This is a genomic window from Niveispirillum sp. SYP-B3756 (genome assembly GCF_009495745.1).
Classification (GTDB): Bacteria; Pseudomonadota; Alphaproteobacteria; order Azospirillales; family Azospirillaceae; genus Niveispirillum.
In genome coordinates this window covers 749,230-767,506 of the sequence record NZ_WIDQ01000001.1, presented here as the reverse complement: position 1 = coordinate 767,506, position 18,277 = coordinate 749,230, and the positions used below count along the sequence as shown (strand labels likewise).

The 18,277-nt window shown below is 67.3% G+C and carries 19 protein-coding genes; 11 read left to right on the top strand and 8 right to left on the bottom strand.

Annotation, left to right across the window (positions count from 1 at the left end; all coding sequences use genetic code 11):
- Positions 1 to 338 precede the first annotated feature (338 nt).
- From GE253_RS03635 to GE253_RS03625, 3 genes are read left to right on the top strand one after another with little or no spacing between them, the layout of a single operon-like run.
- Positions 339 to 944 carry an RNA polymerase sigma factor gene (locus GE253_RS03635; RefSeq protein ID WP_153202862.1) on the top strand — a complete coding sequence of 202 codons (606 nt, stop codon included), beginning with the start codon at positions 339 to 341 and terminating at the stop codon, positions 942 to 944.
- 14 nt (positions 945 to 958) lie between these two features.
- Positions 959 to 1,516, top strand: coding sequence for a hypothetical protein (locus tag GE253_RS03630; RefSeq protein ID WP_153202718.1), 558 nt, complete (start codon positions 959 to 961; stop codon positions 1,514 to 1,516).
- Positions 1,513 to 2,118, top strand: coding sequence for a periplasmic heavy metal sensor (locus GE253_RS03625; RefSeq protein WP_153202717.1), 606 nt, complete (start codon positions 1,513 to 1,515; stop codon positions 2,116 to 2,118). The genes GE253_RS03630 and GE253_RS03625 overlap by 4 nt, the downstream gene beginning before the upstream one ends.
- A 194-nt stretch (positions 2,119 to 2,312) precedes the next feature.
- On the opposite strand, the gene GE253_RS03620 is transcribed toward GE253_RS03625, so the two are convergent.
- Genes GE253_RS03620 through GE253_RS25765 form a run of 3 tightly spaced genes read right to left on the bottom strand, consistent with a single transcriptional unit; the run spans position 2,313 to position 5,253 of the window.
- Positions 2,313 to 3,323, bottom strand: coding sequence for a site-specific tyrosine recombinase XerD (locus GE253_RS03620; protein WP_153202716.1), 1,011 nt, complete (start codon positions 3,321 to 3,323; stop codon positions 2,313 to 2,315).
- Between the two features lie 3 nt (positions 3,324 to 3,326).
- On the bottom strand, positions 3,327 to 5,132 hold the full coding sequence (locus GE253_RS03615; protein ID WP_153202715.1) for a hypothetical protein: 1,806 nt from the start codon (positions 5,130 to 5,132) through the stop codon (positions 3,327 to 3,329).
- A complete protein-coding gene (locus tag GE253_RS25765) occupies positions 5,116 to 5,253 on the bottom strand; it encodes a hypothetical protein (RefSeq protein WP_173012469.1) in 138 nt (45 codons plus the stop codon). Before GE253_RS25765 ends, GE253_RS03615 begins: the two co-directional genes overlap by 17 nt.
- 259 nt (positions 5,254 to 5,512) lie before the next feature.
- On the opposite strand from GE253_RS25765, the gene GE253_RS03610 reads away from it, so the two are divergent.
- From GE253_RS03610 to ugpQ, 3 genes are read left to right on the top strand one after another with little or no spacing between them, the layout of a single operon-like run.
- Positions 5,513 to 6,109 carry a shikimate kinase gene (locus tag GE253_RS03610; RefSeq protein ID WP_153202714.1) on the top strand — a complete coding sequence of 199 codons (597 nt, stop codon included), beginning with the start codon at positions 5,513 to 5,515 and terminating at the stop codon, positions 6,107 to 6,109.
- A gap of 49 nt (positions 6,110 to 6,158) precedes the next feature.
- The gene (aroB, locus tag GE253_RS03605; protein ID WP_153202713.1) at positions 6,159 to 7,289 is read left to right on the top strand and encodes a 3-dehydroquinate synthase; all 1,131 of its coding nucleotides are present in this window, start codon (positions 6,159 to 6,161) and stop codon (positions 7,287 to 7,289) included.
- Positions 7,290 to 7,296: 7 nt separating this feature from the next.
- Complete coding sequence (ugpQ, locus tag GE253_RS03600) at positions 7,297 to 8,052, top strand: glycerophosphodiester phosphodiesterase (protein WP_153202712.1); 756 nt, start codon at positions 7,297 to 7,299, stop codon at positions 8,050 to 8,052.
- A gap of 31 nt (positions 8,053 to 8,083) precedes the next feature.
- On the opposite strand, the gene GE253_RS03595 is transcribed toward ugpQ, so the two are convergent.
- Genes GE253_RS03595 through GE253_RS03580 form a run of 4 tightly spaced genes read right to left on the bottom strand, consistent with a single transcriptional unit; the run spans position 8,084 to position 14,125 of the window.
- On the bottom strand, positions 8,084 to 8,473 hold the full coding sequence (locus GE253_RS03595; RefSeq protein WP_153202711.1) for a VOC family protein: 390 nt from the start codon (positions 8,471 to 8,473) through the stop codon (positions 8,084 to 8,086).
- An 18-nt stretch (positions 8,474 to 8,491) separates the two neighbouring features.
- Positions 8,492 to 11,728 carry an error-prone DNA polymerase gene (locus GE253_RS03590; RefSeq protein ID WP_153202710.1) on the bottom strand — a complete coding sequence of 1,079 codons (3,237 nt, stop codon included), beginning with the start codon at positions 11,726 to 11,728 and terminating at the stop codon, positions 8,492 to 8,494.
- A complete protein-coding gene (locus tag GE253_RS03585) occupies positions 11,725 to 13,440 on the bottom strand; it encodes a DNA polymerase Y family protein (protein ID WP_153202709.1) in 1,716 nt (571 codons plus the stop codon). Before GE253_RS03585 ends, GE253_RS03590 begins: the two co-directional genes overlap by 4 nt.
- A complete protein-coding gene (locus GE253_RS03580) occupies positions 13,373 to 14,125 on the bottom strand; it encodes a damage-inducible mutagenesis protein (protein ID WP_153202708.1) in 753 nt (250 codons plus the stop codon). Before GE253_RS03580 ends, GE253_RS03585 begins: the two co-directional genes overlap by 68 nt.
- 272 nt (positions 14,126 to 14,397) lie before the next feature.
- Here GE253_RS03580 and GE253_RS03575 point away from each other — a divergent pair, with 272 nt between their 5' ends.
- Complete coding sequence (locus GE253_RS03575) at positions 14,398 to 15,432, top strand: alpha/beta hydrolase (protein ID WP_153202707.1); 1,035 nt, start codon at positions 14,398 to 14,400, stop codon at positions 15,430 to 15,432.
- A gap of 364 nt (positions 15,433 to 15,796) precedes the next feature.
- Here GE253_RS03575 and GE253_RS03570 read toward each other — a convergent pair whose 3' ends face one another.
- Positions 15,797 to 16,168 carry a hypothetical protein gene (locus tag GE253_RS03570; protein WP_153202706.1) on the bottom strand — a complete coding sequence of 124 codons (372 nt, stop codon included), beginning with the start codon at positions 16,166 to 16,168 and terminating at the stop codon, positions 15,797 to 15,799.
- A gap of 249 nt (positions 16,169 to 16,417) precedes the next feature.
- Here GE253_RS03570 and GE253_RS03565 point away from each other — a divergent pair, with 249 nt between their 5' ends.
- From GE253_RS03565 to hslV, 4 genes are all read left to right on the top strand, one after another.
- Positions 16,418 to 16,798: a group III truncated hemoglobin gene (locus GE253_RS03565; protein WP_153202705.1), complete on the top strand. Its 381-nt coding sequence runs from the start codon at positions 16,418 to 16,420 to the stop codon at positions 16,796 to 16,798.
- 74 nt (positions 16,799 to 16,872) lie between these two features.
- Positions 16,873 to 17,295, top strand: a complete 423-nt coding sequence (locus tag GE253_RS03560; RefSeq protein ID WP_153202704.1) for a hypothetical protein — start codon at positions 16,873 to 16,875, stop codon at positions 17,293 to 17,295.
- 125 nt (positions 17,296 to 17,420) lie between these two features.
- Positions 17,421 to 17,579, top strand: coding sequence for a hypothetical protein (locus GE253_RS03555; protein ID WP_153202703.1), 159 nt, complete (start codon positions 17,421 to 17,423; stop codon positions 17,577 to 17,579).
- A gap of 137 nt (positions 17,580 to 17,716) precedes the next feature.
- Positions 17,717 to 18,274: an ATP-dependent protease subunit HslV gene (gene hslV / locus GE253_RS03550; protein ID WP_153202702.1), complete on the top strand. Its 558-nt coding sequence runs from the start codon at positions 17,717 to 17,719 to the stop codon at positions 18,272 to 18,274.
- Positions 18,275 to 18,277: the final 3 nt, after the last annotated feature.

Below are 18,277 nucleotides of genomic sequence, written 5' to 3'. Positions count from 1 at the left end.
CCACCAGGAGGGGCGGGGGAGGCGGGCCGGCATGGGCCGGGGACGGATACCCTGATCGCCAAAATCGATGGTCGGACGGGTGGGCGCCGTCCGCCGTCAACCCGATGCCGATGGGGCGTCGTATCGGGTGGCGATATTGCTTATACGTCACACTCAAGAAAAACATTCGCCGCTGTTGCAATTTTTTTCGGGCTTTTTTATGCAAGAGGGGAGGCCCCGGCCGACAGCTTCCCGCAGACCTGCCCGTATAAAGTCTGGGCAGCCGAACATGGCCGCACATCCAGACGGCTCTGACGGGAAGAGGTACCTGGCGGGGCACATGGAACCAAGGTGTGACGATGAAGGTTGCCGTGCCGACTCCCAAGGATGTGGTGGAGCCGTTGCTGGATGACGACACGCTGTTGGCCCGCATAGCCAACGGCGACAGGGTGGCGTTTGCGGTGCTGGCCAACCGGCACACGGCGCGGGCCCTGGCCGTGGCCCAGCGTATCCTGGGCAGTGCCGGGGAAGCGGACGAGGTGGTGCAGGAAGCTTGGGTGCGTGTGTGGGCGCGCGCCGGGCAATGGCAGGCGGGCGGCAGCGCCCGTTTTTCCACTTGGCTGCACCGGGTGGTGGTCAATCTCTGTATCGACCGCCGCCGCCGGCCGGGCTTCGCCCCGCTGGAGGATGCCCCGGAAATGGCCGATCCGGCACCGGGTGCGGAATCCGTGATTGCGCGGCGGGAAATGTCGGCACAAATGGCATCGGCCATGGCTGATTTGCCGGAACGGCAGAGGGCAGCCATTTCCCTGTGCTATTATGAGGAGATGAGTGCTGCGGAGGCGGGACGGGTGATGGAGCTGTCCGTCCCCGCCGTCGAGTCGCTGTTGGCACGGGCACGACGCGCCTTGCGCGGTCGGCTGGCAGCGATGGGGGTCACCGGGGTGGGGGAGAATGAAGGATGAACCGAACAGACAGGATGGCTGAACCCGAAACGGGCGCCATGAATTTGGCCGCCTTTCGGGAGATGCTGGATATGCATGGCGCGGCCATGCGCCGCTGGCCGGCCGTACAGCGCGCGGCCGCGCAAGCGCTGCTGACCCGTTCCAACGCGGCGCGGGTGGCCTTGCGGGAAGCGGCGGCGCTCGATGCGCTGCTGGATGCCATGCCGGCGCCGCAGGTGGATGCCGCCCGGCTGGACCGGGTGGTGTCGGGCGCGCTGGCGGCATTGCCGCTGCCGGGGCCGGCGGTCAACAGTAACCGCAAACCGCAACGCCCGGCGTCCCGCTGGGGGCGGGGCCGATTGCTGGCGCTTTTATGGGGGCTGTTGCCCTCCCCCGGCTGGTCGCGCGCCGCCAGCCTGGCCAGCTGCACGGCCTTCGGCCTGCTGGTGGGGATGCTGACGCCGCTGCACGCCAGTTCCGCCAGCACCAAACCGTCGGGTGCCACCATGGCATCCCACGCTGTGGAGGAGACAGGCAGCAGCCTGCCCGCGCTTTTCCTGGCCCCCTATTCCCTGGAAAGCCTGTTTGAATGAGCGGCCAGAACCTGCTGCGGACCGCCCTGCTGGGGTCGGTCGGCCTGAACCTTTTCCTGCTGGGCATGTTGGTGCCGGACTGGCTGGGCCATAGCCGGCAGCAGGTGCCAGGCCCTGGCGGCCCCGGTATCACCGGCGCCATGCCGGGGCCGGCGCGTGACCTGATGCTGTTCCGCCAGTCGCTGAACGACCTGCCCCCCGCTGATGCGGATATTTTGCGTGACGTGCTGGAAAAAGGTGGCGGCCGGTTCAGGCTGGCCGGGCCGGAGGTGCGGGGCCAGTTTGAAACCATGCTGGAACTGATGAAGGCGGACCCGTTCGACGCCCCGGCCCTGCTGGCCGCGTTCGAGCAACTTTCCGCCAAGCGGGACGTGCTTGACCGGGCGCGCGTGGCGGAACTGGTGGAAGCCCTGGCGAAAATGTCGCCGGAGGGCCGGCGCAAACTGGCCGACTCCCGCTTCTCCCGCCGGCTTGTCGAAGGTGGCGGGGCGGAGGGGGGACCGGGTGACGGGGTGGGCCCCCATCCCGGCGCCATCCCGATGAACCGCGACCACATGCTGAACCCACCGCCCCCACCACCGGGGGAGCCGGTGCAGCGGTAATTGCTGCCGGGCCGCTCATTGTCTGCCTGAAAAGTTATCGTGCTTTTCGAACTCTTACCATTTCCCCACCGTCATTCCCGCGAAGGCGGGAATGACGGTTAAGTGAGAGGCCTTCCCCGATTGCGCGGGGGAGGCAGGGAAGTGACAGGCGGGTCAATCTACACAAGCGCGGAACGAAAAAGGGCCGTTGCCCCCTACCCTTTCTTCGGCACACCGCGCGCCAGCGGGTGGTGGCGTTCCACCGTCTGTTTCAGCCGTTCGCCCACCACATGGGTGTAAATCTGGGTGGTGCCGATATCGGCATGGCCCAGCATCTTCTGCACCGAGCGCAAATCCGCCCCATGGTCCAGCAGATGAGTGGCAAAGCAATGGCGCAGCACATGCGGGCTGACCTTGGACGGGGGCAGTCCCGCCTCCATCGCCAGTTCCTTCAGCAACTGGCCGAAACGCTGGCGGGTCAGCACCCCCGCCGCCGCGCGGGAGGGGAACAGGTAATGCTGCTGCTTGCTCTCTCGCCCCGGTGTCATGAAATAGGGCCGGTCGGGCAGATAGGCCGTCAACGCCTCGCGTGCCGGCACGGAAAGCGGCACCAGCCGTTCCTTGCCCCCTTTGCCGCGCACCACCAGGGCGCGGCCATCGCGCATCAACGCCGCCACCGGCAACCCCACCAGTTCGGACACGCGCAGGCCGGTGGCATAGAGGATTTCCAGCAGGGCATTCAGCCGCCGCCCCTCCGGCGCGCCCCGGCGGGCGGCGGCGGCCAGCAGGGCCACCACATCCGCCTCCCCCAATATCTTGGGCAGCGGCCGGCCCTGGCGTGGGGTGTCCAGCACAGAGGCCGGGTCTTCTGCCCGCACCCCTTCCGACACCAGGAACTTATAATATTGCCGCAGGGCCGACAGCCGCCGCGCCACCGTGCGCACGGATGATTTTGCCTTCACCTGATCGGCGGCCAGATGGTCCAGATAGGCCCGCAGATCATCGCTGCTGGCCCGGTCCAGCGCCGGGCGGGCATGGGCGGCCAGGAAGGCGGCGACATCGCCCAGATCGCGGCGATAGGCATCACGCGTATTGGCGGAGGCGGCCCGTTCCGCCACGATCATGTCGAGAAACCCATCCACCCAGGGCGGCAGCGGGGCCGGCGCCTTGCGCGGGCGGCCGGGGCGTGCCTTGGCCCCGGCCGGTTTTTCCCCCGTTGTCGCCATGGCTCAGCCGACCGGACGCAGCAGAGTGGCCATGGCCTCCACCGCGATGCGGCGGGCCTGATCCTTCAAGCCGGCACGGTTGAGATTGGCGACAATCTCAGCAATATCCGTCGCCGCCGCACCCGCCACCCCTTCCGGCCCCAGCAGCGCCACCGCATCCAGCCAGACCGCCGCCTTGGATTTGCCACCCACCGGGCTGCCATCGGCGAAGGGGGGAAGCGGATCTGGCGTGCGTTCCAGGGCCGACAGGATCAACAGCACCTGATCGGCCTGATCGCGCGCAGCATTGCCGCCCAGATCGCGCAGCCAGCGGGTCTTGTCGATCTCCACCTCCCGCACCAGCCCATAGGCGGCGGCCAGCGGCCAGAGCCGGGCAAAGGCCCCTTCATCCTTGTTGGCGTTGTAGTCATCGCGGGCCAGGGTGATCCAGGGGGCCGCCGCCTTGGGATCATCCTGCAGCAGGGCCAGCCGGGCCACCAGCGGGGCCACCACGGCAAACCCCACCGTCAGGCGGAAATCCGCCGTCTGTTCCAGCAGCAGCCGGCCATAGGTACCCGCCTGCTGGCTGGTGCTGCCGGCCAGCATGGCGGCCTTGAACAGGCCGGCCTTGGCGGCAGGGGTCGGTTCGGCGCGCAGCGCCTTCACCAGTTGGGCGCGGAACAAAGGGGTGGCCTTGCGGGCGGCGGCCGCCGTCATGGCCTTGGCATCACCGCCTTCCACCTGTTCATAAAAGGCGGCCAGGGCCGCGGCCTCCATGCCGCCCAGCACGGCAGCGCGTTCCGCAAACCCCACCCGCTGCACGAGCGGGATTTGCTCGGCCCGCGCCAGAGCCGCCAGGGGACCAACAGCGGCCACCTTCAGATCCGGCGGGGGCAGGCGACCGGATGCCAGCATCAGCGCTAGTTGCGCCGGGCTGGGTTCCGTCACCCCCTTCACCGGGGTTTTCTGCCCGGCGGCGGCCGTTTCGGTCAGGCGGAAGAAAATATCGTCCTTGTCGCCCTGTTCGCGCAGGATATCGATGCCCAGCAGGGCCATGTCGGTATTGCCGGCACCGATCTGGCAGACCATCTGCCACTTCTGCCAGGAAGCATGGTTGAACCGGCCGAGAAATTCGCCGACACGGGCGCAGGCCCGTTCGCGGTCGCCGGCCAGCCAGGTCAATTCCATCCAGGCCGTGGCCGTCGCTTCGTCCTTCAGCGGTTCGTTGGTCATGTCCAGCAGGGCGTCGGCCCCGGACAGATCACCAATACGGGTCAAGGCTTCCACCCGCAGGGCGACCAGACTGCGCGCCGCCGGTTCCCCGGCGGGCAGGTCTGCCACGCTCAACAGCAGCCGGCGGGTGCCATCGCGCAGCGCGGGGGAGGTCAGGCCGGCCGGGATGCCCGCCAGCAGCGCTTCGGCCTCCATCCGGGAGGTGCCAGCCCACAGATCGGCGGGGAAGCCGCCTTCATTGGCGCGCAGGGTGCCAACCCCATCCGGGTCGGGGGCCTTCAACTCCTCCACAATCATGCCGCTGGGGGCGCGGGGGCTGGGGGCATCGCCGCCCGCCCCGTCCACCGGGGGAGTGTCCATTGGCAGTGCGCTGCGCCCGACCCCGTCGGTGACAGGGGCCGCCAGCGGATCGGGCGAGGGGCGGTCGGGCGAGGGGGTGACCGATGCCGGCAGCGGATCGGCCGGCCGGGACTGGGGGAACAGGGGCACAGGCGCCCCCGATTGCGCCAGGGCAGGACCGGCCAGCAGGCCCAGCGCCACCCCGGCCAGCAGCAGCGCCCGCACCGGCGCCCTGCGGCGATCAGCCGAACCGGTCATTCGGTATCACCCGTTCCACCGGCTGCGAGGGTGCCGGCATGTCCCAGGTGGCCAGGAAGGCGAAACCACCCACCCCCGTAACCAGGACCAGCAACAGCAGGATCGACAACAGCTTGCTCATGAACAACCGGTTCCAGGCGCGCCACGGAAAAGGAACGACCCCGCCCCCGGCGCGTCGTAACGGGGGCCGATCGGGCCGGTTGCCGGGCCCCCGCCACAGGGGCGGGGCCGGCCCCCCGGCCTTGGGGGATGCGGATGGCGGTCGGCCCATGCTATGGAAACCGCCGACACCGGCCAAGCCAACCCCGCCACCATACCGCCCGGTGCCGGGGCTGGCAACGCTGCCACATTCCGGCCGCCTTCATTGGATCAGAAAGCCCATGTCCGCCAAAAGCTCCGGCCCCGCCATTCCCAAGACCATCGTGCTGATCGGCCTGATGGGGGCCGGCAAGACCAGCATCGGCAAGCGGCTGGCCGCCCGGCTGGGCCTGCCCTTCGTGGATGCCGATCAAGAGATCGAACGGGCCGCCGGCTGCACCATCCAGGAAATATTCGACCGGTTCGGGGAGGCGGGGTTCCGCGACGGGGAACGCCGCGTCATCGCCCGGCTGCTGGAACAGCCGCCGGTCCAGGTGCTGTCCACCGGCGGCGGTGCCTTCATGGATGCGCAGACCCGTGCCATGATCCGCGACCATGGGCTGTCGGTCTGGCTGCGCGCCGACCTGGACCTGCTGGTCCAGCGCACGGCCCGGCGCGACCATCGGCCGCTGCTGCGCCAGGGCGAACCACGGGAGGTTCTGGGCCGGCTGATGGAAATCCGCTACCCCGTCTATGCCGAAGCCGACCTGACCGTGGATAGCGATGACAGCCCGCCCGACCAGACCACCGAACGGGTGCTGGCCGCCTTGCGCACCCATCTGGCGCTGGGGGACGGGGTTGCAGCCGATGGACTTCCCATCACCGCCCCGGATGCCTAATCTCACTCTATAAGAATATTACACTCCCCTGCCCGGAAAGTGCCCTTCCATGTCGCACCCCAGCACCAACCGCTGCATCGTTCCCGTCGCCTTGGATGACCGCGCCTATGACATCCATATCGGTGCCGGCCTGCTGGCCGATGCCGGGGCGCTGATCCAGGCGGTGGTGCCGGGCCGGCCGCTGGTGGTGCTGACCGACAGCCATGTGGCCGAACGGCACCTGTCGCCGCTATTGGCCTCCCTGGCTGCCAGCGGCGCCCGGGTGCTGGAACCGGTGGTGGTGCCGGCGGGGGAGGCATCCAAGGAAATGTCCCGCCTGGGCGAGGTGATGGACGCGCTGCTGTCGCGCGGGATTGAGCGCAAGACGGTGCTGGTGGCGCTGGGCGGCGGCGTGGTGGGTGATCTGGGCGGTTTCGCCGCCGCCATCGCGCTCCGCGGGCTGGATTTCATCCAGGTGCCGACCACCCTGCTGAGTCAGGTTGACAGTTCTGTGGGCGGCAAGACCGGCATCAACAGCCGCCATGGCAAGAACCTGATCGGCGCCTTCCACCAGCCGCGTCTGGTGCTGGCCGATACCGACACGCTGGCCACCCTGCCCAAACGCGAGGTGCTGGCCGGCTATGCCGAGGTGGTGAAATACGGGCTGATCGATAATCCCGGCTTCTTCCAATGGCTGGAAGAGCAGGGCCAAGCCATCGTGGGCGGTGATCCCGCCCTGCTGGCAGAGGCCATCCGCGTGTCCTGCTTGGCCAAGGCCGCCATCGTGGCGCAGGACGAAAAGGAATCGGGCCTGCGCGAACTGCTGAACCTGGGCCACACGTTCGGCCATGCGCTGGAGGCGGAGGCCGGTTATGGCGACGCCCTGCTGCATGGCGAAGCCGTTGCCATCGGCATGGTGATGGCGTTCGACCTGTCGGTGCGCATGGGCCTGTGCCCGGCCGAAGATGCCGCCCGCGCCCGCGCGCATCTGGCCGCCGTCGGCCTGCCGGTGACGGCGGCGCATCTGGGCGGTGGCACCTGGACGGCGGAAAAGCTGCTGGCCCATACGGCCAAGGACAAGAAGGTGAAGGATGGCCGCGTCACCTTCATCCTGACGCGCGGCATCGGCAAGGCCTTCCGCTGCGCCGATGTGGCGCTTGATGATGTGAAGGCGGTCTTCGCCGCTTCCCTGGCTGGGTGAGGATGACATGACCGCTGCTCCCTTCTCCATCCCCCGGTTGATCGGCCATCGCGGGGCTGCCCGCCATGCCCCGGAAAACACGCTCTCCGGGATGCGCACCGCCGCGCTGCAGGGCGCGCTGTGGGTGGAACTGGATGTGAAGCTGACGGCGGACGGCGTGCCCGTGCTGCTGCATGATGATGATCTGGACCGCACCACCAACGGCCATGGCCCGGCGGCGCAGATGGATTTCGCCGAAATGCGGAAGCTGGATGCCGGTTCCTGGTTCTCCCGCGAGTTTCGCGGCGAAAAGGTGCCGACCCTGGCGGAGGCGATCCAGGCGGCGCAATTGCTGGATCTGGGCCTGAACCTGGAAATCAAGCCCTGCCCCGGCCGCGATGAACAGACGGCGGGCATCGCCCTGTCGCTGGCGCTGGGCATGTGGCCGGCCGACCGGCCGCCACCGCTGATCAGCAGTTTTTCCGTGGAAGCGCTGGAAATGGCGAAAACCGTGGCCCCGCACTGGCCGCGCGGTTACCTGATTGATAAGGTACCGGCCAATTGGGCGGAGATTGCCGACCGGCTGGACGTCTCCACCATCAATATCAATGCGAAACGGGAAACGGCGGTAACCGTCGCCGCCTACCGCGCCACCGGCCGCCAGGTGCTGGCCTATACGGTGAATGACGCGGAAGAGGCGCGCCGCCTGTTTAGCTGGGGCGTCAAAGGCCTGTTCACCGACACGCCCAAGGGCCTGCTGCATGGACTGACGGGGCAGGGCTGAGGCGGTGAGCCCCTTTTTTTGCCTGCTCTGATCACCGTTTCTGCAACAGATCCCACTTGTTGCCATAGAGATCCTGGAACACGGCGACGCTGCCATAGGCTTCGTGCCTTGGTTCTTCCAGAAATGTCACCCCGGCGGCCCGCATGGCGGCATGGTCGCGGCTGAAATCATCGCTGTGCAGGAACAGAAAAACCCGGCCGCCGGCCTGGTTGCCGATGGCGGCTTCCTGCGTGGGCCCCACCGCGCGGGCCAGCAGCAGGCAGGTGGCATTATCGCCGCGCGGGGCCAGGCGCACCCAGCGCTTGCCGCCGCCCAGATCGCTGTCTTCCAGCAGGGTGAAGCCCAGCTTGTCGCGGTACCAGCCAATGGCCTCGTCATAATCGCGGACCAGCAGGGTCAGCGCACCCAGATGCGAGGCCATGGTCGGGTTGCTCCTCAATCAATGGAAATTGCGCCCTTCGCCAAACACCTTGGCGGCCATGGCATCGGGCAAAGGCGGGGGCAGGGGGGATGGCGGGGCGGCATCCTGCCGTGGCTCCCCCACCTGACGCAAGCCATGCAGGTGGACGGACAGGTCGGTCAGCTTTTCCGCCACCAGATGGATCACCTCGCCTTCCTTTTGCAGCCGGCCCCGGATCGCCATCAGGGTGGCGGCCATCAGGGGCCGGCGATAGCGTTCCTGGATGCTGGTCCAGACGATGGCATTGGCGGTGCCCGTCTCATCCTCCAGCGTCACGAAGATGACGCCCGATGCCGTGCCCGGCCGCTGGCGCACCAGCACCAACCCCGCCAGTTCCACCCGCCGCCCGTCGGGCAGGGTGCGCAGGTCTTCCGCCCGCACCAGCCCCAGCCCGGCGAGCGCCGGGCGCAGTAACTGCATCGGATGGGCGCGCAAGGTCAGTTGCAGGGTACGGTAATCGGCCCAGACCTGTTCGCCCACCGGGATGGGGGGTAGAATCACCTCCGGCTCGTCCCCCAGATCGGCGGGGGGCTGGTTGTCGCCAAAGCGCGCCGCTTCTTCCGCGATCAGGAACAAAGGCAGCGGCTTGTCGCCCAGCCGCTTCACCTGCCAGAGCGCTTGGCGCCGGTCCAGGCCCAGGCTGGCAAAGGCATCGGCATCGGCCAGCCGTTCCAGCACCGACACCCGCAACCCGGCCCGTTTCCAGACATCGCGGATGGTGCGATAGCCGCTACCCCGCCCTTGCGCGATGGCCAGGGCATCGGCTTCCCGCAGGCCGCGTACCTGGCGGAAGCCCAGGCGCAGCGGCGGATGGGCTCCGCGCCCTTCCTCCAGCGTGCAATCCCATTCCGACCGGTTGATATCCACCGGCCGCACCTCCACCCCATGGTCGCGCGCATCGCGCACCAGTTGGGACGGGCTGTAGAAGCCCATCGGCTGGCTGTTCAGCAGGGCGCAGGTGAAGATCGCCGGGTGATGGCATTTCAGCCAGGAGGAGGCATAGGCCAGATGCGCGAAGGAACAGGCATGGCTTTCCGGGAAGCCGTAATTGCCAAACCCTTCGATCTGGCTGAAACAGCGTTGGGCGAAATCGGCATGATAGCCATTGGCGATCATGCCGCGGATGAACTCGTCGCGGAACGCCTCTACCCCGCCCGTCTTCTTGAAGGTGGCCATGGAACGGCGCAACTGGTCGGCGCGGGCGGGGGAGAAACCGGCCCCGACAATAGCGATCTGCATCGCCTGTTCCTGGAACAAGGGCACGCCCAGCGTGCGCACCAGCACGGCCTTCAGCGCCGGGCTGGGATATTCCACCGGTTCCAGCCCCTGGCGGCGGCGCAGATAGGGATGCACCATATTGCCCTGGATGGGGCCGGGGCGGACGATGGCCACCTCGATCACCAGATCATAAAAGGTATTGGGCCGCAGGCGCGGCAGCATGGACATCTGCGCCCGGCTTTCAATCTGGAACACGCCGATCGTGTCGGCCCGCTGGATCATCTGATAGGTCTTGGCATCTTCCGGCGGCACATCGGCCAGCCCGAAGGGCCGGCCCTGGCGCTGGGCCAGCAGCTCGAACCCCCGGCGCAGACAGCTCAACATGCCCAGCGCCAGCACATCGATCTTCAGCAGGCCCAGCGTTTCCACATCATCCTTGTCCCATTCCACCACGGTGCGATCCGCCATGGCGGCATTCTCAATGGGCACCAGTTCATCCAGGCGTGACCGGGCAATGACGAAGCCGCCGACATGCTGGGACAGGTGGCGGGGAAAGCCGCGCAGTTCCGCCGCCAGTTCCATGCACAGCGCCAGGGTGGGGTCGGCGGGGTCCAGGCCGGCCTGCCGTGCCGCTTCGTCCGGCTGCACATCGCGCCAGTTCCAGCCCAGCCGCACCAGCGCGCCGATCACATCATCGGACAGGCCCAGCACCTTGCCCACCTCCCGGATCGCCATGCGGGAGCGGTAGCAGATGACGGTGGCGACCAGCCCGGCATGGTCGCGGCCATATTTATTGTAGATATACTGCATCACCTCCTCCCGCCGCTCATGCTCGAAATCCACGTCGATATCGGGTGGCTCGTCACGGTCCGGCGAGATGAAACGTTCGATCAGCAGCTCATTCACCGCCGGGTCGACGGCGGTGATGCCCAGGCAATAGCAAACAGCGGAATTGGCCGCCGATCCGCGCCCCTGGCAGAGGATTTCTTTCGACCGGGCAAAGCGCACAATGTCATGCACGGTCAGGAAATAGGGGGCGTAGTCCAACTGGGCGATCAGCTTGAATTCATAATCCAGCAGCCGTCGCACCTTTTCCGGCACGCCCGCCGGGTAGCGCCAGTCGGCCCCGATCAGGGCCAGTCGTTCCAATTCCTGCTGCGGGGTGCGGCCATCGGGGACGGGATCGATGGGATAATCATAGCGCAACTCCCGCAGGCTGAAATGGCAGCGGTCGGCCAGTTCCAGCGTGGCGGCCAGCGCATCGGGCCGGGCGGCGAACAGCCGGGCCATGGCCTGATCGGTTTTGGGATAATGCTCGGCATGGGCCGGCAGGCAGCGCCCGGCATCGGCCAGTTTGCGCCCATGCTGGATGCAGGTCAGCACATCATGCAGGCGCTGGCGATCCGGGCTGTGGTAACGCACATCATGGGTAGCCAGCAGCCCGATGCCCAGCCCATCGGCCAATTGCCCCAGCCGCACCAACCGGGGCCGGTCATACCCCTGGTAAAGCGGGGCCACCGCCAGATAAAGCCCGGCGGCGGGCAGGGCCTGGAAGCGCACCAGATCGGCCTGCAGCCGGGCCAGCCGTGCCGGCAGCGGTCGGCCCGGCGGGGCAAGGACGGCCAGGATCATCCCCTCGCAGGCCGCTGCCAGATCGGCCAGGGAAAGATGGGTTTCCCCCTTGCCCATGCGGCGTTTGCCCAGGGTTAGCAGCCGCGTCAACCGTCCATAGGCGGCGCGGTCGGTGGGGTAGCAGAGCAGCGGCGGCGCATCGGCCAGGTTCAGCCGGCACCCCACCACCAGCTGCATCCGCTGTTGTTCACACGCCGCCATCATGCGCACGGCCCCGGCCAGACTGTCATGGTCGGTAATGCCAATGGCCTTGCGCCCCAGGGCAGCGGCGGCCAGCACCAGCTCTGCCGGGTGGGAGGCCCCGCGCAGGAAGCTGAAATTGCTGGTCACTTCCAGATCAATATAGGTGGGGGCGGGGCTGGTCATGGGAACAGCCCGTGCAGGAACCAGCGCGGCACCTCCTCCGCCGTGCGGAACAGCCAGAGCCGGCGGCCATCGGCCAGTTGCAGGCGGAAATAATCCCGCCCGGTGCCGGGACGGGCACGCCACCAATCGGGCCGGATGCGCTCCGGCCCTTCCATCCAGTCAACCCCATGCCGCCGCCCTCGCCAGACCAGGGCGGCGGCTTCAGGTTTTTCCACCGGTTCCGGCGGGTCCAGCAGCAGCAGGGGGCGGGGGGCCTCCACCTGCCAAGTGCGCGGGCGCGGGGTGTGGGCACGCGGCTGGGCTTTGGGCCAGGGGGTGGGGGTGTTGTTAATCTCTCCCTGCCCCCTTCTCTCATCGCCCCCTTCGCACACCCCACCGTCACCCATGCTGCGGCCGGGGTCCAGATTCATAGAGCAAAGCGCCTGTGGCCCCTGGACCCCGGCCTGCGCCGGGGTGACGGTAGAGATAGGGACAACGCTTTTCGAGATTTCCGCTACTGGGCTGGCGGCGTTTTGTCCCCCCATCCCCCCACTGGCAAACCCCATCGCCCGTTCCGGCTGATGTTCATCCTCCGCCAGGGGCGGGCCGATGCGATCGGGGCCGAGGCGGTTGCACAGCCGATCCAGCAGAAAGGTCAGGGCGAAGGCATCGCCGCTGCCCAGGGCTGTTTGGCTCGCGGTGAAGCGATCCGTCACCGTCGCCGTCAACAGCATCATTTCGATACCAAAACCAGGCTCTGCCTGATCCAGCCGCTCCCGGAATAATCGTTTCAGTATCGAAACATCCCGCAACGGCTGCCCGGTTCCCAGGGCCAGGGTCTGCTGGCTGGCATCGCTGCGCACCAGCAGCAGTTCCAGCCGCCTTGCCCCGCGTCCACCCGCCTCCAATTGCTGGCACAGGTCGCGCAGCAGCCGTTCCAGCCCGGTATCGATGGCGTCGCGGGTGAAGATCGGTTCGGCCAGCGGCAGCCGGGCTTGCCATTGCGGCGGGCGGGCCTGCGGGGCAACCGGTTCCGCCCCCAGCCCCAGCAGCCGGTCCAGCCGGCGGGCGGGGGCGGTGCCGTAGCGGGTGGTCAGGGGCGCGCGGGGCAAGCGGTGCAGGTCGGCCACCCGTTGCAGCCCCACCCGCGCCAGATCGGCGGTCAGCTCTGCATCCAGCCGCAGGGCGGCCAGCGGCAGGGCCAGCAGTGCCTCCCACGCGGCACGCCCACTGGGCAGAATCTCATCCGCCCCGGCCGGCCGGTGGCGGGCCCAGCCCCAGGCGGCGGCGGGGCTGTCGGTCAGGGCCAGCCGGTGGGTCAACCCGGCCCGGCGCAGCCGCTGCGACAGGTCGGCCAGCAAGCCCGCCTCTCCATTCCAAAGGTGCGCGCAGCCGGTGATATCCAGCACCAGCCCGTCAGCCCCATCGCTGGTGGCCTGCGGTGTATAGCGTTGGGCCCACAGGGCCAGCCGGCCCAGCTCCGCCCGGTCGCCCGCCGGGTCGGCCGGTGGGGCGGCCAGGGTGGGGCAGAGGGCGCGGGCATCGGCCAGCAGCATTCCCACCGACAGGCCATCGGCACTGGCCAGGGCATTGACGGCGTGCAGCCGGATGCCACCCTGGCCGGGCAGCACCAGGGCCAGCGGGCCGGGATGGGTGCCGCCAGGGCTATTCCGCCGCTGCCACCGGTCCGTCGGCCAACGGCTCAACCAGATGCAGACGAAACGCCGCGTCATCCCATACCACCTTCCATGTGCCTGAATCGGCGGCTACCCCCATCCGGCCGCCGCCGCGTGCCCGCAGCAAATCCACCTGCCAGCAAGGCCGCCCCCAATCCCCCTCGCCCGGCCGGTCGGGCAGGGCGCGCACCCGCCAGCGGGTCAGCGCGGTGGAAGGCGGCGGGCGACCCTGGGGTGGCAGGATCAGCAGTCCCAGCATCCCGCCTTCCTCCGCCGCCAGTTGCAGCCGCCGCCCGGCCACCGGGGGCGGGGCGATGCCATCGCCCACCACGGCCCCCAGCCGGGGGCAGCGCAACGCCTCTTCCAGCACCCAGAGCGCGTCCTCCAGCGTACGGGGGCGGGCCAGGATCAGCCGGTCGGGATCGGCCCCCAGACAGACCAGCCCCGGCGCATAGGGCTTATCAGCGGGGGCATCGGGCGGGGGCAGGCGGCACCACAGCACCGGTCCTGCCGCCGCCGGCAGCCGTGCCAGCAGGCTGGCAACAAAGCCATGCGGGGCGGCATCGGCCGCCTCCCCCAGAAACTCATGCAGGCCGCCGCGCACCAGCCCGCCCCCGGCCAGCGCACCATCCAGTGCCGCCAGCCCCAGCGACAAGGCTTCCTGCCCCGCCGGGGCGCGGATGCGGTCCATCACGGACAGCCGCGCACGCAGCGCGGCAATGGTGTCGGCACGGTTTGTCATGCTGCATTATGTTCTTGTTATGTTCTGATATTCAAGTGCTGAAACGGATAGGGTGGGGATGTCCTGCCAGCCATGCTGGGGAAGGCAACCGCATCATTCAGCTTCTTCGATGCGAAATGGGCATTATAAATCGTGCACGATATAATCGTTACCTTATTATCGCATGGCTCCAAGTCAATTTAATAAATAGTGCACGATCTAATTTGACACTATCAATCTCTCACCAGCCGACGCAAACCGCGTCGCGCCGCAGAGACAAAGGGAGATTTCACATGAACACGCTCCGTTCCACCGTCGCCGCCATTGCCCTTTCTGCCACCGCTATGTTGGGCAGCACCCTGCCGGCGGCAGCATCCGCCCCGGTGCTGGAAGCCGGCACCCAGGCCTTCGTGGATGCCGTCACGGCGTCGGGTGGCAAGCCGATCTACAGCCTGTCTTATGAAGACGCCCGTAACGTGCTGGCGGGTGCCCAGGCGCAGAAGCTGGCCAGTGCCGCCACCCGGATACAGGATACCAGCTTCCCGGCCGGCCCCACCGGCAAGGTGAATGTGCGTATTGTGCGGCCCGCCGGGGCCAAGGGTGACCTGCCGGTGGTGATGTACTTCCATGGCGGTGGCTGGGTGATGGGCGATCGCAACACCCATGACCATCTGATCCGCGAATTGTCGGCCGCCGCCAATGCCGCCGTCGTCTTTGTCGATTACGACAGGGCACCGGAATTCAAGTTCCCCGCCATCAATGAACAGGCCTATGCCGCCGTGGAATATGTGGCGCAGCACGGCCGGTCGCTGGGGCTGGATGGCAGCCGGCTGGCCGTGGCGGGCGACAGTGCCGGCGGCAACATGGCCGCTTCCATCACCCTGCTGGCCAAGGAACGCAAGGGCCCGAAGATCAGCCATCAGTTGCTGTTCTATCCGGTGACCGATGATGTGTCAGCCAATGCCTCCTACCAGGCCTTCGGTGAAGGCCCGTGGTTGACGGAAAAGGCCATGCATTACTTCCTGGATGCCACCTTCCCGGCCGACACGCGCAACAGCCCCATCGCTTTCCCCCTGAAAGCGGATGTGGAACAGCTGCGCGGCCTGCCCCCGGCCACCATCCTGGTGGCGGAAAATGATCTGCTGCGGGAAGAAGGCGAAGCGTATGGCCGCAAGCTGACCCAGGCCGGCGTTTCGGTGATGAGCACCCGTTACAACGGCACCATCCATGATTTCGTGATGCTGAACGGGTTGGCCAATACACCCGCCGCCAAGGCCGCCATTGCCCAGGGGGCCGCCGCACTGAAGGCTGCCTTTGCCACCAAGTAACCGTGCCAGGATAAAGCCAAAAGGGGGGGGCAGTGCTGTCACCGCCCCCCAATGGTATGGCGGCACCCAGCCGGCCGTCGGCTTCAGATCAAAAAAAGGCCCGCACCTGGGAACCAGGGCGGGCTTTTAAGTCTTGGCAGTTGGATCCTGCAAAATAATGACAGGACGAAGGAATGAATGCGCTGAATATGAAGGGTCGTCAACAGTAAAAAGAGAATTTTTCAAAGAAAAGAGTTTTCCAATACTTTAAATGAGGCAAAATAAAACCATTGCCGGACTTGCGACCGGCGTCGGATTGGCAAGGATGGATTTCGGGTGTGCCGGGTCGCGTGCACCCGCCAGGGGGCGGTGCAGGATGGCCGGATCAAACGGTCGGGGGGCCGGTGGGCCAGGGGGTGGTCAGGTCGCTGGCGCTGGGCGGCGGGGCGCCGCCAATGGTCAGCGCGATGATGCGGCGGCGCAGCGGGCAGTTGAGGCCCGGTTCCGCCGGCAGGCCGTCATTGCCGGTATCATCGCTGAAGGGGGTGGGGGCTGGTGCCTCCGCCGCGGCGGACAGGGCCGCCAGGAGCAGGGCGTCATCATCATCCTGAACGGGGGGGGCGGCCGGATCAAAAGCGGCGGCGACGGTCATCATCTGCTGGATCACGGGCGCAGCCGTCGCTTCCCCGCTGTTGGTGGGGACCAGCAGCAGGACAGACAGGCTCAGCAGCAGGATCAGCAGCCGATGGATGCGCACGGCGCGATGATAACTCCCCGTTGGTGGAGGATAGGGTTTATCCTCATCCCAAGATCATGGTCATGGAATCGGGCCAAGGTCCAGCGGCCAACCCATGCCGTCGGTATGTGGGCGCCATCAGGCCCGCTGCCAAGCACCCCTCCCCGCCTGTTGAACGGGGCTGCCGGGGGATTTTGTCACCTGTACGGACCGGTCAGGATGATATAGCAGCAAGACGATCCCGTTCCCCTTTGCCGCCGGCCTCGCCCCATGCCCTATGACCGTATTGATGATGAAAGCATCGCCGCTCTGATCGTGGAATTTTATGGGGAGGCGCGGCGCGACCCGGTGCTGGGGCCGATCTTTCTGCGCATGGTGGGGGAGGATGATGCCGCCTGGGCCCTGCATCTGCGCAAGGTGCATGATTTCTGGTCCTCGGTGATGCTGGCCACCGCCCGCTATGATGGTCGGCCGATGCAGACCCATGCCATGATCGAGGGGCTGGGGCCGACCCATTTCGCCCGCTGGCTGGTGTTGTTCGGCATGGTGGCCGACCGGCTGTTTGTGCCCGATGCCGCCGCCGTGTTCCGCGCCAAGGCCGACAAGATGGCCGTGGCGCTGCAGAACGGCATCGCCCTTGCGCAGGGCTAGGTGGATGATTATCTGGGAATGAGCATTCTGGTCTGTGGTCGCATTGCCCGTTATATCCCTTAAGGCTCCTTATAGTGATCCCACCTGTCCCGCCCGATTCTGACCGGCTTTGCGCGCATCTGGCGCGGTTGCTGCGCCATGGGCCGGAGCGGGCCAAGGCGGCGCTGCTGCTGTTGCTGCTGGCCCTGGCCGGCGGCTTGGGGCTGGCGGGTTTGCCGGGAGCGGAGGCAGAACGGGCGGGCACCAGCGCCAACAGCAGTGCCAGCCGCAGCAGCGTTCCCTCGGCACTGCTGGCCATCGCTACGGTGGCGGAGCAGGCAGCGCCGACGCCTGCCGGTACCGGCGGTGGTGCCCTGCTGCCCCCGGCGGCCCCCGCCCTGCCACCCCCGGCTTTCGCCGGGTTGCTGTTACTGGGTCTGGGCCTGTGCTGGGTGGGCCGTTCCATCCGCACGGGCCCGCGCCAGCCGACCGGGCCTCCCTGGGCATTTTCCCGCTGAACCTGCTTCATCGGCACCCGCCTGTCGGGTGCCTGCGCTATCGGGCGGCCATCACCGGCCTTGAACCCCGCGTGCCATGAATGCGCACGGCCGGGGCCGCCCCCTGTTCGGGAAAGTGTTCGACCATGAAGAAGTCGTTTTTCATCTATGGCGGTGCCATTGCCACGGCCCTGGGCGTGATGAGCGTCAATCGCCGCTGGGGTGGCTTTCTGTTGCTGATGACCCTGATCGCCTGGTTCCTGCACAGCGTTTTCGCCAGCACGGGCGATCAGCAGCGCCTGTAACCAGCACCCTGGATAGCGGTTAATGACCGGCGGTTGCTGCCTGCAACCGCCGGTTTGCGTTTCTGCCTTCTTGACGCGGCGCGCCCACTGCCCACATAGCAGGGACCGTTTTCGTTCAGGCAGGCAGCACCCAAGCGATGAGCCAATCTTCCTCCCATGATCCGATCCAGTGGCACGGCACCACCATTCTTTCCGTCCGCAAGGGCGGTACGGTGGTGATTGCCGGCGATGGCCAGGTTTCCATGGGCCAGACCGTGATGAAGTCCAACGCCCGCAAGGTGCGCCGTCTGGCCGGTGGCTCGGTGATGGCCGGTTTTGCCGGCGCCACCGCCGATGCCTTTGCCCTGTTCGAACGGCTGGAAGCCAAGCTGGAACAGCATCCGGGCCAGTTGACCCGTGCGGCGGTGGAAATGGCCAAGGACTGGCGCACCGACCGTTACCTGCGCCGGCTGGAAGCCCTGATGGCCGTGGCGGACAAGGATGTTTCCCTGATCATCACCGGCAATGGCGATGTGCTGGAGCCGGAGGATGGCATTATCGGCATCGGTTCCGGCGGTTCCTATGCGCTGGCCGCCGCCCGCGCCCTGATCGATATTGACGGGCTGGACGCGGAAACCATCGCAAGGCGGGCCATGAAGGTGGCCGGCGATATCTGCGTCTATACCAACCACACCGTCACGCTGGAGAAGATGTGACAT